Here is a 15,311-nt window from a genome sequence, read left to right on the forward strand (position 1 = left end):
AGGGAGTATGGGTTAGGGGTGGACTTACTTCTTCTTCTGCAGAACGCTCTGCGGATTGAGGTTGCCGATGCGGCCGCTCTCCGAGCCGGCGGCGGGATCGATCACCGCGTTGATGAGCGTCGGCTTGCCGGACTTCATGGCCTCGTTGACGGCGCGCTTCAGTTCATCCGGCGAGGTCGCGTTCACGCCGACGCCGCCGAAGGCTTCCATCATCTTGTCGTAACGCGCGCCCTTGACGAACACCGTGGTCGCGGGATCCGAGTTCGCACCATTGACGTCGGTGCCGCGATAGATGCCGTCGTTGTTGAAAATGACGACGCAGATCGGCAGGTTGTAGCGGCAGATGGTCTCGACCTCCATGCCGGAGAAGCCGAACGCCGAATCGCCTTCCACCGCCAGCACGGGATTGCCGGTCTCGAGCGCAGCCGCGATCGCCTGGCCCATGCCGATGCCCATCACGCCCCAGGTGCCGACGTCGAGACGCTTGCGCGGGCGGTACATGTCGATGACGCCGCGGGCGAGGTCGAGCGTGTTGGCGCCTTCGTTGACGAGGATCGCCTCGGGATAGTCCTTGATGACATTCTTCAAGACGCCGAGCGCGCCGTGATAGTCCATCGGCGATTTGTTGTTCATGAGCTTCGGCGCCATCTTGGCGACGTTCTCTTCGCGCTTGGCCGAGACGGCCTTGCTCCATTCAGCGGGCGGGGCGGTCCAGGATGATCCCATCGCCTGGTTGAAGGCGGAGACCACCGAGCCGATGTCGCCGACGACGGGCGCGACGATCTCGACGTTGGAATCCATCTCCTTCGGCTCGATGTCGACCTGGATGAACTTCTTCGGCGCCTCGCCCCAGCTCTTGCCCTTGCCGTGCGACAGCAGCCAGTTCAGCCGCGCGCCGATCAGCATGACGACGTCGGACTCCTTCAGCACGGTCGAGCGAGCCGCGCCGGCGCACTGCGGATGGGTGTCCGGGAGCAGGCCCTTGGCCATGCTCATGGGCAGGAACGGCACGCCGCTCTTCTCGACGAAGCTCTTGATCTCCTCATCGGCCTGCGCGTAGGCCGCGCCCTTGCCGAGGATGATAAGGGGGCGCTTGGCGCTCTTGAGCACGTCGAGCGCGCGCTTGACCGAAGCCGGCGAGGGGATCTGCGCCGGCGCCGCGTCGATCACCTTGACCAACGACTTCTGCCCGGCATCGGCGTTCATGACCTGGCCGAACAGTTTTGCCGGCAGGTCGAGATAGACGCCGCCCGGACGGCCCGAGACCGCGGCTCGGATGGCGCGGGCGAAGCCGATGCCGATGTCCTGGGCGTGCAGCACGCGGTACGCGGCCTTGCATAACGGCTTTGCGATCGCGAGCTGGTCCATCTCCTCGTAGTCGCCCTGCTGCAGGTCGACGATCTCGCGCTCGGAAGAGCCCGAGATCAGGATCATCGGATAGCAATTGGTTGTGGCGTGGGCGAGGGCGGTGAGACCATTGAGGAAGCCGGGCGCCGAGACCGTGAGGCAGACGCCGGGCTTCTTGGTGAGATAGCCGGCGATGCCGGCGGCGTAGCCGGCGTTCTGCTCGTGGCGGAACGAGATCACGCGAATACCCGCGGCCTGCGCCATGCGCCCCAAATCCGTGATCGGGATGCCCGGCACATTATAGATGGTGTTGATGCCGTTCAGCTTGAGCGCGTCGATGACGAGATGGAAGCCATCCGTCAGTTCCTGCTCGGTGCCCGGTGCTTCGGACTTGGTCGCGGTATTCAGCATGGGCCTTGTCTCCCTGGTCTCAAGGTGCCGTTTTAGGCTTTTGGGGGCGAATGGTTCGCCCTTCTGGTGAACGTTGCTTAAGTGAAGAGTTACGTGAACAGTTCTTGGCCGTGCGCTTCCACATAAGCAGCAAGGCCGAGGGTGTGATCGCGGGCGCGCTTCTCGGCAAGCTCGGTGTCGCGCGCTTCCAGCGCTTCGATGATGCCGAGATGCTCGGGCAGTGACGTCGCGGTGCGGTCCTTGCGTCCGATGGTCAGCTGGCGATAGCCGCGCACGTGCAGGAGGAGATCGTTGGTGAGATCGACCAGCACCGGCGATTCCGACAGCGAGATCAGCGCCTGGTGGAAGGCGATGTTGGCGCGCGAATATTCCTCGACGTGATCCTCGGGAAGGCGGTCCTTGCCGAAATCCTTGAAGAAGTCGCGCAGCGCCGTGATGTCCTTCTTGCGCGCGGTGGTGGTGATGAGGCGGGCGGCCATGCTCTCCAGCGCCGCCCAGGCGCGGATCATGTCGACGATCTCGCTCTTGGTCCTGCGCACCACCATGATGCCGCGGCGAGGAACGGTCTTCACGAAACCGTCCTGCTCCAGCATCGCGATGGCTTCGCGGATCGGGGTACGGCTGACGCCGAGCCGTTCGGACAATGCGCGCTCGTCGAGCATCACCGGCTCGGGCGTCGAATAGATGTCCATCTTGAGGATGGCGTCCTTCAAGGCGTCATACGCCTTGTTCTTGAAGCTGCTCTCCGGGGCAATACGAACGATTGCGATGTCTGCCTCGGCCATGTTCGGCAACGCCTTGGTTGGTTTCCGTAGTGACACGACGAATCTCCTCCAGTGGGGAGTCGTCTTTTACAGGAATATTAACGGGAAGGTTTTTGGCATACCACATGCCAGAATGTCAAGCTGCCCATTTTTTCCGGGCTTCTCAGGCATGCACCAGCTTGACAAGTTGGCTTCTGGCATACCAAATGCCATCGCCAGCCATTTTTGATCCAAGCCGGCGGAGTAGTCTTTAGCCTTAAGCCTTATGCCACTCCGTTCCGCCGCATGGAACAGAGCGCGGCGAATGGCAAGCATCACGGGCAGCCGCAAACGCGCGCGCGCTTTGAAAAGAACGAACTGAGGTCAAGGGAGAAGCCACATGTCCAATTCCAAAGATGCCGTCCGCAAGGTGCTTGACCAGGTCAAGGCGGACAACCGTACCAGCCTGACGGCGCCGGAAGGCAAGCTGGTCTGCGACGCCTACGGCATTCCGGTCCCGAAGGAAGGCGTGGCGAAATCGGCCGGCGAGGCCGGCAAGATGGCCTCCTCGATGGGCTTCCCGGTCGTGATGAAGATCGTCTCGCCGGACATCCTCCACAAGACCGAAGCGGGCGGCGTCATCGTCGGCCTCAAGACGGCCGAGGAGGCCGAGAAGGCCTACGAGACCATTCTTTCCAACGCCAAGAAGTACAAGGCCGATGCCAAGATCGAGGGCGTCCAGGTCCAGCAGATGCTGGCCGGCGGCACCGAGGTCATCGTCGGCTCGATCACCGACGGCTCGTTCGGCAAACTGGTCGCCTTCGGCCTCGGCGGCGTGCTCGTCGAAGTGCTCAAGGACATCACCTTCCGTCTTGCGCCCGCGACCAAGGAAGACGCGCTCTCGATGCTCGACGGCATCCAGGCGCATGAGATCCTGAAGGGCGTGCGCGGCGGCGAGCCGGTGAACCGCAACGCGCTCGCTGACGTCATCGTCAAGGTCTCGCAGCTTGTCACCGATTTCCCCGAGATCGTCGAGCTCGACCTCAACCCGGTGTTCGCAACGCCGAAAGATGCCACGGCCGCCGACGTCCGCATCGTCGTCGACTTCGCCTACAAGCCGAAGCCGAAGCCGCGTCCGACCGAAGAGATCGTCGCGGCGATGAACCGCATCATGCAGCCGAAGGCGGTCGCCGTGGTCGGCGCCTCCGCGGAGGACGGCAAGATCGGCAATTCCGTGATGAAGAACCTCATCAACGGCGGCTACAAGGGCGAGATCTACCCGATCCATCCCAAGGCCGCCGAGATCCTCGGCTACAAGGCCTACAAGAGCGTCAAGGACGTGCCTGGCGTGATCGACGTCGCGGTGTTCGCGATCCCCGCGAAATTCGTCGCCGCTGCGCTGACCGAATGCGGCGAGAAGAAGATCCCGGGCGCGGTGCTGATCCCGTCGGGCTTCGCTGAAGCCGGCGCGCCGGAGCTGCAGGCCGAGATCGTCGAGGTCGGCAAGAAGTACGACATCCGCCTGATGGGGCCGAACATCTACGGCTTCTATTATACGCCCGCCAATCTCTGCGCGACCTTCTGCACCGCCTATGATGTCAAGGGTCACGCGGCACTGTCGTCGCAATCGGGCGGCATCGGCATGGCCATCATCGGCTTCTCGCGCTCGGCGAAAATGGGCGTGTCGGCGATCGTCGGCCTAGGCAACAAGTCGGACATCGACGAGGACGATCTGCTCGCCTTCTTCGAGCAGGACCCGAACACCAACCTGATCGCGCAGCATTGCGAAGACCTCAAGGACGGCCGTGCCTTCGCGGAAGCCGCAAAGCGCGTCTCCAAGAAGAAGCCGGTGGTGGTGCTCAAGGCCGGCCGCACCTCAGCCGGTGCGAAGGCGGCGTCCTCCCACACCGGCGCTCTCGCCGGCAACGATCGCATCTATGAGGACGTGTTCAAGCAGTCCGGCGTGATCCGCGCCCGCTCACTTCGTCAGCTGCTCGAATTCGCCCGCGGCGTGCCGGTGCTGCCGACGCCGAAGGGCGAGAACGTGCTCATCATCACCGGCGCCGGCGGCTCGGGCGTGCTGCTGTCGGACTCCTGCGTCGACAACGGCCTGTCTTTGATGTCGATGCCGCCGGATCTGGATGCGGCCTTCCGCAAGTTCATCCCGCCGTTCGGCGCGGCCGGCAATCCCGTGGATATCACCGGAGGCGAGCCGCCGATCACCTACGTCAACACCGTGAAGCTCGGCCTGTCGGATGAGCGCATCCACGCGCTGATCCTCGGCTATTGGCACACCATCGTCACCCCGCCGATGGTGTTCGCCCGCAACATGGTCGAGGTGAAGAAGGAGATGGAGGCCAAGGGTTTCGTGAAACCGATGGTCGCGTCTCTCGCCGGCGACGTCGAGGTCGAGGAAGCCGCCGAATATCTCTACCAGAACGGCATCCCGGCCTACGCCTATTCGACCGAACTGCCGGTCGAGGTGCTCGGTGCCAAGTACAAGTGGGCGCGCGGAGCAGGGCTGCTCTGAGCTGCGACTTCACCTCTCCCCGCTTGCGGGGAGAGGCCGAATTGCGAAGCAATTCGGGTGAGGGGGGACTCTCCACCAATCCGTCTCTCACCGTCTTTGCGGACATAGCCCCTCACCCCAGCCCTCTCCCCGTAGGAACGGGGAGAGGGAGAAGAGGCGGCTCGCGTCTTGTCCGATTGGCAAGCAGGTCGCGATGAGCAAGAACGTGATCCGGCGCAAATCGCTCGAGCCCAAATCGGCGGCGGAGGCCGATCATGAGGGCCGCGACGGTGGCGTGCAGTCGGTCGATCGCGCGCTGTCGATCATCGAGACGCTGGCCGAGGACGACGAAGGCTATCGTCTCAGCGATCTCGCGATCCGCACCGGCCTGTCGGCGTCCACCGTGCACCGGCTGCTTGCAACGCTCGAAAGCCGCCGTTTCGTGCAGTTCGACCGTGGCGAATCCAAATGGCATGTCGGCGTGCGCAGCTTCACGGTCGGCGCGAGCTTTGCGCGTCGACGCAACTTCTCCGCGCAGGCAATTCCATATTTGCGCAAGCTGCGCGATCTCACCCGCGAAACGGCCAATCTCGCCGTGGTCGACGATGAATTCATCATCGTGCTGACCCGTATGGAAAGTCGCGAGATCATGCGCTCGCTGACCAAGGTCGGCGGTCGCGTCCCCATGGTGACCTCCGGCGTAGGCAAGGCGGTGCTCGCAACCTATTCAGACGAGGACGTCGGCGCCGTCATCCGCCATCACGGCATGCCCCGCCTGACCGAGAAGTCGATCGTGCGCCCGAGCGACCTGTTCAGGGAGCTCGAGAAAATCCGGAAGCAGGGCTTTGCCGTCGACGATGAGGAGGCGCAGATCGGTCTGCGCTGCGTCGCCGCGGTGGTATACAACGCGCTGTCCGAACCGCTTGCCGCGATCTCCGTATCCGGGATGACCAGCCGCGTCACCGACGAACGGTTGCCGGAGATCGGGCAGATCGTCCGGGAAGTCGCGGCCGAATTGACCGCCGCGCTCGGCGGGGTGATCCCGGCGCCCGCTGACCCAAAACCCTGAGGCATGTCACTGGACAGCATCGGCCGTTTTGGTTGATATGCGGCCAAACGACACAATGCGGCAAACGTCCGCATGAGCCTGGAGATGCCCTCATGTTTCGATTTCCCATGCGCCTTGTCGGCGCAGCCGTCGCGTTGACCCTGGCGGCCGCCAATCCAGGCTTTGCTCAGCAGCTCGAGCTCAAGCTGATGGCGCCGGCGGCTCCGGGCGGAGGCTGGGACCAGACCGCGCGCTCGATGCAGCAGGCGCTGGTGGCTGCGGGCGTCGCCCGCAGCGTGCAGGTCACCAACGTTCCCGGTGCAGGTGGCAGCGTCGGCATCGCCCAATTCGTCAACGGCGCCAAGGGCGACGGCAACCAGATGATGGTCAACGGCTTCGTCATGGTCGGCGCGCTCGCCATGAACAAGTCGCCGGTGACGCTGGAGCAGGTGACGCCGATCGCGCGCCTCACCGAGGAAATCCAAGTGATCGTGGTTCCCGCGAATTCGCCGATCAAGAATGCGCAGGACCTGGCCGCCGCGGTGAAGGCGGATATCGCCAAGGTGACCTTCGCCGGCGGCTCGGCTGGCGGCGTCGACCATGTGATGGCGGCCTTGTTCGCCGGCGCCGTCGGTGCCGACGCCAAGAAGATCAACTACATCCCGTTCTCCGGCGGCGGCGAGTCGCTGGCGGCGATCCTCGGCGGCAAGGTCACGGCGGGCATTTCGGGGCTGAGCGAATATGAAGGGCAGATCAAGTCCGGCAAGCTGCGCGCGATCGGCGTGACCTCCGAGAAGCGCATCGCAGGCAGTGACATCCCGACGTTCAAGGAGCAGGGCATCGACCTCGTGATCGCCAACTGGCGTTCTGTGGTCGCGCCTCCCGGCATCACGCCGGAGCAGCGCAAGACCTTGAGCGATGCGGTCGAAAAGATGGTGAAGTCTGACGCCTGGAAGGAGATCCTCAAGCAGAAGGGCTGGGAGGACGCCTATCTCGGCGGCGACGCTTTCGCCGACTTCCTGAAGAAGGAAACGGCCCGCGTCACCGACGTGCTGAAATCGGTCGGCCTCGTCAAATCATGACCTCGGGCGATCCCGTCCAGCCGCAGCGGCGTGTCGACCGCGCCGGCCTCGTCATCGCGGCCTTGCTTGCGGTGCTCGCCGTCGTGCTGGTCTGGGACGCGCGCCGCCTGCAATCCGCCGCGATGTACGGCATGGGACCGGAGGCGATGCCGGTCGTGATCGCCTGCGGCCTTGCGTTGCTGGCGATCGGCAATTTCATCGACGCGCTACGCGGCAATTTGCCGGCTCGCGAGAGCGCCGATCCCGTGCCTGTGGTTCTGATTCTCGTGGGCCTTGCGCTGCTGATTGCCATCATCGGCCTTGGCGGCGGCTTCATCCTGGCGACCTCGGCCCTGTTCGTGACGACCTCGGCGGCCTTCGGACGCCGTGCCATCCTCATCGACGCCATCATCGCCCTGGTGATGTCGACTCTCATTTACCTCGCGTTCGACCGGTTGTTGACGCTGAGCCTGCCTGCCGGCCCGCTGGAGCGATTGCTGTGATAGATACCTTTGCCGCGCTGGCTCACGGCATGGCGGTCGCCGTCCAGCCGATGAACCTGCTTTACGCGCTGATCGGCGTGTTCCTCGGCACGGCCGTGGGCGTGCTGCCCGGCATCGGCCCGGCCCTGACGGTCGCGCTGCTGCTGCCGGTGACCTACAAGCTCGACCCCGGCGGCTCACTGATCATGTTCGCCGGCATCTACTATGGCGGCATGTATGGTGGATCGACCACCGCGATCCTGATCAACACGCCCGGCGAGAGCGCCTCGATGGCGACCGCGCTCGAAGGCAACAAGATGGCCAAGGCCGGCCGCGGCGGGCCGGCGCTCGCGACCGCCGCAATCGGCTCCTTCGTCGCCGGCACCATCGCCACGATTGGTCTGGCCTTCCTCGCGCCATGGCTGGTCGATATCGCCGTGCGCTTCGGCCCCGAGGATTACTTCGCGCTGATGTGCGTTGCCTTCGTCACGGTGTCGGCGACCTTTGGCGATTCCCCGATCCGCGGCCTGACCAGCCTGTTCATCGGTCTGACGCTCGGCCTTGTCGGCATCGACAAGTTGACAGGTCAAGCGCGGCTTGCGTTCGGCGTCCCCGAGTTGCTCGACGGCGTCGAAGTCACAACGCTCGCGGTCGGCCTGTTCGCGGTGGGCGAGGCGCTCTATGTCGCATCGCGCCGCCATCATACCGAGGAGAAGCTGGAGCCGGTGCGCGGCTCGCTATGGATGACCAAGGAGGACTGGAAGCGCTCTTGGAAGCCCTGGCTGCGCGGCACCATGTTCGGCTTCCCGATCGGTGCGCTGCCGGCCGGCGGCGCGGAGATCCCGACCTTCCTGTCCTACTCGACCGAGAAGCGGCTGACGAAGCATCCCGAAGAGTTCGGCAAGGGCGCGATCGAAGGGGTCGCCGGCCCCGAAGCCGCCAACAATGCCTCCGCTGCCGGCACGCTGGTGCCGCTGCTGACGCTGGGCCTGCCGACCTCGGCGACCGCAGCGATGATGCTGGCGGGCTTTCAGCAATACGGCCTCAACCCGGGCCCGCTGCTATTCGCCGAGCGGCCCGACCTCGTGTGGGGCCTGATCGCCAGCCTTTTCATCGCCAACATGATGCTGCTGGTGCTCAACCTGCCGCTGGTCGGCCTGTGGGTGCGGCTGCTCGCGATCCCGCAGCCCTGGCTCTATGCCGGCATCCTCGTGTTCGCGACCATGGGCACCATCGCGGCAAAACCATCGGTGGTGGAATTGTCGATGCTCGCCGGCTTCGGCGTGCTCGGCTTCCTGATGCGCCGGTTCGATTTCCCGATCGCGCCCGTCGTCGTCGGCCTGATCCTCGGTCCTATCGCCGAAAGCCAGCTCCGCCGCGCGCTCGCGATCAGCCTCGGCGATCCCATGACGCTGCTGCAGAGCCCGATTTCCGCGACGCTGCTCGGCATCGCGCTGATCGCGCTGGTCGCGCCCTTCGTCTTGAAGGGGCTCGGCCGGTTCAAGGCGAACGAGGATTAGCGGAACTCATCAAGGGGTGTGTGTTTGCCCAATGCGTAAGCAGAGATGCCGTTTTATTTGAGTTGCCCCTGCCGCCGTCGGGGGCAACCATCGCCGGGCTGTCCAATCTCCGCGAGCGCCCGCCATGACCAAGCTCACCCGCTTCACCGTCGCGCCGCTACACAGCATGACGCGGCGCCTCGCCGACGTCGCCTCGGCCCGCGTCGCGCCGGATCTCGTTATATCGGGCGCCCGGTTGCTTTCGACCTATTCGGAGCGCATCCATCCGGGGCGGGAGGTCTGGATCACCGGCGGCCGCATCGCGGCCGTGAAGCCGGCCGGTACAGCGAAGAGGGCCTGGGGCGATGTCCCGCTTTATGACGCGGCCGGCGGCATCATCGCGCCGGGCCTCGTCGATCCGCACATTCACATCGAATCCTCCATGGTGACGGCCTGCGCCTATGCAGAGGCCGCGCTGCTCAACGGTACCACGACGATCTTCTGCGACAGTCACGAGATCGGCAACGTCATGGACGTCGCCGGTGTGGAGGCGATGCTGGAAGATGCGCGCGAGGCGCCGCTCTCGATCTTCTTGACCGTGCCGAGCACCGTCCCTGCGACTTCGGCGGAGCTGGAAACGGCGGGCGGCGACCTCACGCCGGACAAGATCGCCGGCCTGTTCGACCGCTGGCCCGAGGCGGTGGCGCTTGGCGAGAAAATGGATTTCGTGCCTGTCACGATGGGCGACGAGCGCAGCCATGCCATCCTCGCGGCTGCCTTGAAGCGCGGCCGTCCCGTCTCCGGGCATGTCTACGGCCGCGAATTCGTCGCGGCCTACGCGGCATCCGGCGTCACCGACACCCATGAGGCGATCGACCGCGACATTGCCGATGACCTGCTCGATGCCGGCGTCTGGGTGTTTTTGCGCGGCGGGCCGCCGACCACGCCCTGGCATTTGCTGCCGCAAGCGATCCGAGCGATCACCGAGCTCGGGGCCTCGCACAAGCGCACCGCAGTGTGCACGGACGACCGTGACGCCGACGATCTCCTGCTGTTCGGTCTCGACTGGGTGGTGAGGGAAGCGGTGAAGGCGGGGTTGTCGCCCGAGCAGGCCTGGGCAATGGGCTCGCTGCATGGCGCGACGCGCTTCGGCATGGAAGGGGATATCGGCGGGCTGGGCGGCGGTCGCCGCGCCGATCTCGTGCTGATGGATGATCAGCTCAAGCCGCAATGCACCTGGTATGGTGGCGAGCTCGTGGTCGAGCACGGCAAGATCACCCCGCGTCTCGATCAGGCGCTGTCGCAGCGCTACCAATATCCGAGGTCAGCCTACGTCACAGTGAAGCTGCCGGAGAAGATGAAGTTGACGCCGGAGCTGCCCGTGAAGGCCTGCACCGTCAACGCCATCAAGACTGCGTTGCCTGGCATCACGCTGATCCACCAGAAAGTGGAGATCGAACCCGCAAGAGACTGGCCGTCGCTGTTCGCGCGCTACGGCCTTTGCTTCGTCGCGGTGGTCGAGCGTCACGGCAAATCCGCCGGCAACGTTGCCCATGGCCTCCTGAAGGATTTTGGCCTGAAGCGCGGCGCGGTCGCCTCCAGCGTCGGTCACGACAGCCACAACCTCATCGTTGCCGGCACCAACGAGGGCGACATGCAGGTCGCCATCGCCGCGATCAGGGAGCAGCAGGGCGGCGTCTGCGTTGTCGCCGACGGCAAGGTGAGGGCGCTGGTTCCGCTGCCAATCGCGGGCCTGCTCTCCGACAAGCGCGTCACGGAGGTGGCCGAAGAGGTCAAGGCGCTGAAGAAGGAATGGGCCGAGGCCGGCTGCACCATCCCATACATGGGCTTCAATTTGATTCCGCTATCGGTCATTCCGGAAATTCGCATCACCGACAGGGGCCTCGTGCTGGTGCCGCAGATGAAGCTGGCGCCCCTGTTCGAGTGATCTGCTTTCACGCATTCCTCGATTTAACCGATTGAGACCGCCGCGGTTTTTTCGGGGCTGCCGCATCGTGGAAAATAAAATCGATCTCGTTGAGATCGGCTTCTGCGCATCTGATGATCTCGCTCGCTGATGCAATTGAGCGAGGTCCGATATGGCGAAGATGCGAGCTGTCGATGCGGCCGTGCGTATCCTGGAGAGGGAAGGCATATCGACGGCCTTCGGAGTTCCCGGCGCTGCGATCAATCCGCTTTACTCGGCGCTGAAGAAGCGCGGCTCGATCCGCCACATCCTGGCGCGCCATGTCGAGGGTGCTTCGCACATGGCGGAGGGCTATACGCGCGCCAAGGCCGGCAATATCGGGGTCTGCATCGGCACCTCCGGGCCGGCTGGCACCGACATGATCACGGGGCTCTATTCGGCGATCGCCGATTCCATCCCGATCCTCTGCATCACCGGGCAGGCGCCGCGCGCGCGGCTCTACAAGGAAGACTTCCAGGCCGTCGACATCGAGTCGATCGCTAAGCCGGTGACCAAATGGGCGGTGACGGTGCGCGAGCCGGCATTGGTACCGCGTGTGTTCAGCCAGGCGTTTCACATCATGCGCTCGGGGCGTCCGGGGCCGGTGCTGATCGACATGCCGCTCGACGTGCAAATCGCCGAGATCGAATTCGATGACGAGACCTACGAGCCGCTGCCAGTCTACAAGCCTGCTGCGACCCGCAGGCAGGTCGAGAAGGCGCTGGAGATGCTCAACGCCGCCGAGCGGCCGCTGATCGTCGCGGGCGGCGGCATCATCAACGCCGACGCCTCGGACCTCTTGGTCGAGTTCGCCGAGATCGCCAACGTGCCCGTGGTGCCGACGCTGATGGGCTGGGGCGCGATCCCCGACGATCACGTGCTGATGGCTGGCATGGTCGGCCTCCAGACCAGCCACCGCTATGGCAATGCCACGCTGCTGGAGTCCGACTTCGTGCTCGGCATCGGCAATCGCTGGGCCAATCGCCACACCGGCTCGGTCGAGACCTACACCAAGGGCCGCAAATTCGTTCACGTGGACATCGAGCCAACGCAGATCGGGCGCGTGTTCAATCCGGATCTCGGCATCGTCTCGGACGCTAAGGCCGCGCTCGAGCTGTTCGTCGCCGTCGCCGGCGAGTGGCGGCGGTCAGGCAGGCTCCGCGAGCGCCAGGCATGGCCTGCGGCCTGCCGCGACCGCAAGAAGACGATGCTGCGCAAGAGCCATTTCGACAATGTTCCGATCAAGCCGCAGCGCGTCTACGAGGAAATGAACAAGGCGTTCGGCCGCAACACCACATACGTCACGGTGATCGGCCTGTCGCAGATCGCCGGCGCGCAGTTTCTCGGCGTCTACAATCCCCGCAACTGGATCAATGCCGGGCAGGCGGGACCGCTCGGCTGGACGCTGCCGGCCGCGCTCGGCGTGCGCGCGGCGTGTCCGGAGCGCGAGATCGTCGCGCTCTCCGGCGACTACGACTTCCAGTTCCTGATCGAGGAGCTCGCGGTCGGCGCGCAGTTCAATCTGCCCTACATCCACGTCGTCGTGAACAATTCCTATCTCGGCCTGATCCGCCAGGCCCAGCGCGGTTTCGACATGGACTATCACGTCCAGCTCTCCTTCGAGAACATCAACGCGCCCGAGATCGGCGTCTACGGCGTCGACCACGTCGCGGTCGCCGAAGGTCTCGGCTGCAAGGCCATCCGCGTCACCGATCCGAAGGACACGCAGGCAGCGTTTGCGACCGCGCGCGAATTGATGGCCAAGCACCGCGTGCCTATCGTCGTCGAATTCATCCTCGAACGCGTCACCAACATCGCGATGGGCACGGAGATCGACAACATCGTCGAGTTCGAGGAGGTGCTGGACCTTCCGCTCGACGAAGTGGAGATCACGCGCGTGCTGCAGCCGGCGGAATAGGGGAAGAAGCACCATGCCGAAATTTGCCGCCAACCTCACCATGCTCTTCAACGAGATGCCGTTCCTCGACCGCTTTGCGGCAGCGAAGGCGGCGGGCTTTGGAGGGGTCGAATATCTCTTCCCGTATGATTTCGACAAGGCGCAGCTGCGCGAGCAGCTCGAGGCCCACGGGCTGACGCAGGTGCTGCACAATCTGCCCGCAGGCAACTGGGCCGGTGGAGAGCGCGGCATTGCGATCCTGCCCGACCGCACCGCCGAATTCCGCGACGGCGTGTTCCGCGCCATCGACTATGCCAAGGCGCTCGATTGCGAGCAGCTCAACTGTCTCGTCGGCATCGCGCCGGCTGATTCCGATCCGCGGGAGCTTCAGGAGACGTTGGTCGGTAACTTGCGCTTTGCGGCCTCGACGCTGGCGCGAGAGAACATCAAGCTATTGGTCGAGCCCATCAACACGCTCGACATTCCCGGCTTCTTCCTCAACGCCACCGAGCAGGCGGTGCAGTTGATTTCCGAGGTGAGGTCGAACAACCTGTTCATCCAGTACGACATCTACCACATGCAGATCATGGAGGGTGATCTCGCCCGCACCATGCAGGAATATCTACCGCAGATCGCCCACATCCAGCTTGCTGACAATCCCGGCCGCCATGAGCCGGGCACCGGCGAGATCAATTATCCCTTCCTGTTCCGGCACCTCGACGCGATCGGCTATCGCGGCTGGATCGGCTGCGAATACAAGCCGCGCACCACGACGCTGGAGGGCCTGTCGTGGCATGCAGCGCAGACGTTTGAGACCTGAGATTTAGGGCCAGATGCGGCCGCGACGACGGTTCGCTTCCTCTCCCGCAAGCGGAGAGGTGCACCAAGCACGTGGACAGACTTACCAAGATGTCATGCAGAGGAAATGGCAACATGACCAACATCGGCTTCATCGGACTTGGCACCATGGGGCGGCCGATGGCCGGCCACCTCCTGGCCGCGGGCCACCGCGTTCTCCTGCATGACGTTGCGCCGATCGCGCGCGAACTGGTCGCCGCGGGCGGCATCGCCTGCACATCGGCCAAGGAGGTCGCGGAGGGCGCGGACGCGGTCATCATCATGGTGCCGGATACGCCGCATGTGGAGGCCGTGCTGTTCGGCAAGGACGGTGTCGCCAGCGGCACTTCCAAGGGCAAGATCGTCGTCGACATGAGCTCGATCTCGCCGCTGGCGACGAAGGAATTCGCGAAGAGGATCGAGGCGCTCGGCGCCGATTACCTCGATGCGCCGGTGTCGGGCGGGGAGGTCGGCGCGAAAGCTGCGAGCCTCACCATCATGGTCGGCGGGCCGGAGCGGGCCTTCGGCACCATGAAGCCGGTCTTCGACAAGATGGGCAAGAACGTCACCCATGTCGGCGCCAACGGCGACGGGCAGACGACAAAGGTCGCCAACCAGATCATCGTCGCGCTCACTATCGAAGCCGTGAGCGAGGCCCTGTTGTTCGCATCCAAGGCTGGTGCGAATCCCGCGCTGGTGCGCAAGGCGCTGATGGGCGGCTTTGCCTCCTCGCGCATTCTGGAGGTGCATGGCGAGCGCATGGTGAAGCGCAATTTCGATCCGGGTTTCCGCATCGAGCTGCACCAGAAGGATCTCAACCTCGCGCTCGAAGGCGCGCGTGCACTCGGCCTGTCGCTGCCGAGCACGGCCGTGGCGCAGCAATTGTTCTCGTCCTGCGCCGCACATGGCGGCAAGGCCTGGGATCACTCCGCCATGGTGCGGGCGCTGGAACTGATGGCGGGGCACGAGATCGCGACGGCCTGAACTGTTACCGGGTAACAGTCTCCAGTGATGCATCTTTCGTCGGGAACCGGAACAATGCTCCGGCCCCGCGGGTTGAAGCCGCATAACAATCACTGGAGACGTAAGGATATGAAAACCCGTCTTGCGATTACGTTGGCTGCCGCGTCGCTGCTGGCGTCGAGCGCAGCCTTTGCACAATCCACCACCGCACAAGGCGCTGCGGAAGGCGCGCGTGCGGGCGGCGACATCGGCGGCCCGATTGGTGCGATGGTCGGCGGCACCGTCGGTGCGGCGGTCGGCGCTGGCCTGGAGATCCCGAACGCGGTGCTCGGCGGTATCCCGCGCGATGATTCCGTCGTGGTCCACGAGCGCGTCGTGGTCGGCGAGCCGCTGCCTCCGACCGTGGTGCTGCGGCCCGTGCCGAACTACACCGAATATCGCTATGCGGTCGTCAACGATCGCCGTGTGATCGTCGAGCCGCGCACGCGCCGCGTGGTCAAGATCATCGACTGATCGACGCAATTCCTTGTTCTGAGCAGGGCCCTGCG

The 15,311-nt window shown here is 64.6% G+C and carries 13 protein-coding genes; 10 read left to right on the forward strand and 3 right to left on the reverse strand.

What is annotated here, in order from left to right; genetic code table 11:
• Nucleotides 1-24: 24 nt before the first annotated feature.
• From oxc to HZZ16_RS00775, 3 genes are all read right to left on the reverse strand, one after another.
• Entirely contained in the window at nt 25-1,758 is a 1,734-nt protein-coding gene (gene oxc / locus HZZ16_RS00765; protein ID WP_197946521.1) for an oxalyl-CoA decarboxylase, read from the reverse strand.
• 89 nt (nt 1,759-1,847) lie between these two features.
• Nucleotides 1,848-2,543 carry a GntR family transcriptional regulator gene (locus HZZ16_RS00770; protein ID WP_197947246.1) on the reverse strand — a complete coding sequence of 232 codons (696 nt, stop codon included), beginning with the start codon at nt 2,541-2,543 and terminating at the stop codon, nt 1,848-1,850.
• A 66-nt stretch (nt 2,544-2,609) separates the two neighbouring features.
• Nucleotides 2,610-2,837: a hypothetical protein gene (locus tag HZZ16_RS00775; protein WP_197946523.1), complete on the reverse strand. Its 228-nt coding sequence runs from the start codon at nt 2,835-2,837 to the stop codon at nt 2,610-2,612.
• A gap of 64 nt (nt 2,838-2,901) precedes the next feature.
• Between HZZ16_RS00775 and HZZ16_RS00780 the strand changes: the two genes are divergently transcribed.
• The 10 genes from HZZ16_RS00780 to HZZ16_RS00825 all read left to right on the forward strand — a co-directional run bounded on the left by HZZ16_RS00780 (nt 2,902) and on the right by HZZ16_RS00825 (nt 15,276).
• Complete coding sequence (locus tag HZZ16_RS00780; RefSeq protein WP_197946527.1) at nt 2,902-5,031, forward strand: acetate--CoA ligase family protein; 2,130 nt, start codon at nt 2,902-2,904, stop codon at nt 5,029-5,031.
• A 193-nt stretch (nt 5,032-5,224) separates the two neighbouring features.
• A complete protein-coding gene (locus HZZ16_RS00785; protein WP_197946530.1) occupies nt 5,225-6,079 on the forward strand; it encodes an IclR family transcriptional regulator in 855 nt (284 codons plus the stop codon).
• 92 nt (nt 6,080-6,171) lie between these two features.
• Nucleotides 6,172-7,140, forward strand: coding sequence for a Bug family tripartite tricarboxylate transporter substrate binding protein (locus tag HZZ16_RS00790; protein WP_197946532.1), 969 nt, complete (start codon nt 6,172-6,174; stop codon nt 7,138-7,140).
• Nucleotides 7,137-7,622 carry a tripartite tricarboxylate transporter TctB family protein gene (locus HZZ16_RS00795; protein ID WP_197946533.1) on the forward strand — a complete coding sequence of 162 codons (486 nt, stop codon included), beginning with the start codon at nt 7,137-7,139 and terminating at the stop codon, nt 7,620-7,622. Before HZZ16_RS00790 ends, HZZ16_RS00795 begins: the two co-directional genes overlap by 4 nt.
• 29 nt (nt 7,623-7,651) lie before the next feature.
• Nucleotides 7,652-9,121: a tripartite tricarboxylate transporter permease gene (locus tag HZZ16_RS00800; protein ID WP_197947247.1), complete on the forward strand. Its 1,470-nt coding sequence runs from the start codon at nt 7,652-7,654 to the stop codon at nt 9,119-9,121.
• Nucleotides 9,122-9,245: 124 nt separating this feature from the next.
• A complete protein-coding gene (locus HZZ16_RS00805; protein WP_197946535.1) occupies nt 9,246-11,048 on the forward strand; it encodes an adenine deaminase in 1,803 nt (600 codons plus the stop codon).
• 151 nt (nt 11,049-11,199) lie between these two features.
• Entirely contained in the window at nt 11,200-12,984 is a 1,785-nt protein-coding gene (gene gcl / locus HZZ16_RS00810; protein WP_197946537.1) for a glyoxylate carboligase, read from the forward strand.
• A gap of 13 nt (nt 12,985-12,997) precedes the next feature.
• Nucleotides 12,998-13,783: a hydroxypyruvate isomerase gene (hyi, locus tag HZZ16_RS00815; RefSeq protein WP_197946539.1), complete on the forward strand. Its 786-nt coding sequence runs from the start codon at nt 12,998-13,000 to the stop codon at nt 13,781-13,783.
• A gap of 113 nt (nt 13,784-13,896) precedes the next feature.
• Nucleotides 13,897-14,784: a 2-hydroxy-3-oxopropionate reductase gene (locus HZZ16_RS00820; protein WP_197946541.1), complete on the forward strand. Its 888-nt coding sequence runs from the start codon at nt 13,897-13,899 to the stop codon at nt 14,782-14,784.
• Nucleotides 14,785-14,892: 108 nt separating this feature from the next.
• Nucleotides 14,893-15,276 carry a DUF1236 domain-containing protein gene (locus HZZ16_RS00825; RefSeq protein WP_197946543.1) on the forward strand — a complete coding sequence of 128 codons (384 nt, stop codon included), beginning with the start codon at nt 14,893-14,895 and terminating at the stop codon, nt 15,274-15,276.
• Nucleotides 15,277-15,311: the final 35 nt, after the last annotated feature.

This window comes from Bradyrhizobium glycinis (assembly GCF_016031655.1).
In the GTDB taxonomy this organism is placed as follows: Bacteria; Pseudomonadota; Alphaproteobacteria; order Rhizobiales; family Xanthobacteraceae; genus Bradyrhizobium; species Bradyrhizobium glycinis.

Coding starts and splice junctions, on each gene's coding strand:
- HZZ16_RS00785 (WP_197946530.1), top strand. CDS start 5,225: ATGAGCAAGAACGTGATCCGGCGCAAATCGCTCGAGCCCAAATCGGCG.
- gcl (WP_197946537.1), top strand. CDS start 11,200: ATGGCGAAGATGCGAGCTGTCGATGCGGCCGTGCGTATCCTGGAGAGG.
- HZZ16_RS00820 (WP_197946541.1), top strand. CDS start 13,897: ATGACCAACATCGGCTTCATCGGACTTGGCACCATGGGGCGGCCGATG.
- HZZ16_RS00805 (WP_197946535.1), top strand. CDS start 9,246: ATGACCAAGCTCACCCGCTTCACCGTCGCGCCGCTACACAGCATGACG.
- HZZ16_RS00795 (WP_197946533.1), top strand. CDS start 7,137: ATGACCTCGGGCGATCCCGTCCAGCCGCAGCGGCGTGTCGACCGCGCC.
- HZZ16_RS00775 (WP_197946523.1), bottom strand. CDS start 2,837: ATGCTTGCCATTCGCCGCGCTCTGTTCCATGCGGCGGAACGGAGTGGC.
- HZZ16_RS00780 (WP_197946527.1), top strand. CDS start 2,902: ATGTCCAATTCCAAAGATGCCGTCCGCAAGGTGCTTGACCAGGTCAAG.
- hyi (WP_197946539.1), top strand. CDS start 12,998: ATGCCGAAATTTGCCGCCAACCTCACCATGCTCTTCAACGAGATGCCG.
- HZZ16_RS00825 (WP_197946543.1), top strand. CDS start 14,893: ATGAAAACCCGTCTTGCGATTACGTTGGCTGCCGCGTCGCTGCTGGCG.
- HZZ16_RS00790 (WP_197946532.1), top strand. CDS start 6,172: ATGTTTCGATTTCCCATGCGCCTTGTCGGCGCAGCCGTCGCGTTGACC.
- oxc (WP_197946521.1), bottom strand. CDS start 1,758: ATGCTGAATACCGCGACCAAGTCCGAAGCACCGGGCACCGAGCAGGAA.
- HZZ16_RS00800 (WP_197947247.1), top strand. CDS start 7,652: ATGGCGGTCGCCGTCCAGCCGATGAACCTGCTTTACGCGCTGATCGGC.
- HZZ16_RS00770 (WP_197947246.1), bottom strand. CDS start 2,543: ATGGCCGAGGCAGACATCGCAATCGTTCGTATTGCCCCGGAGAGCAGC.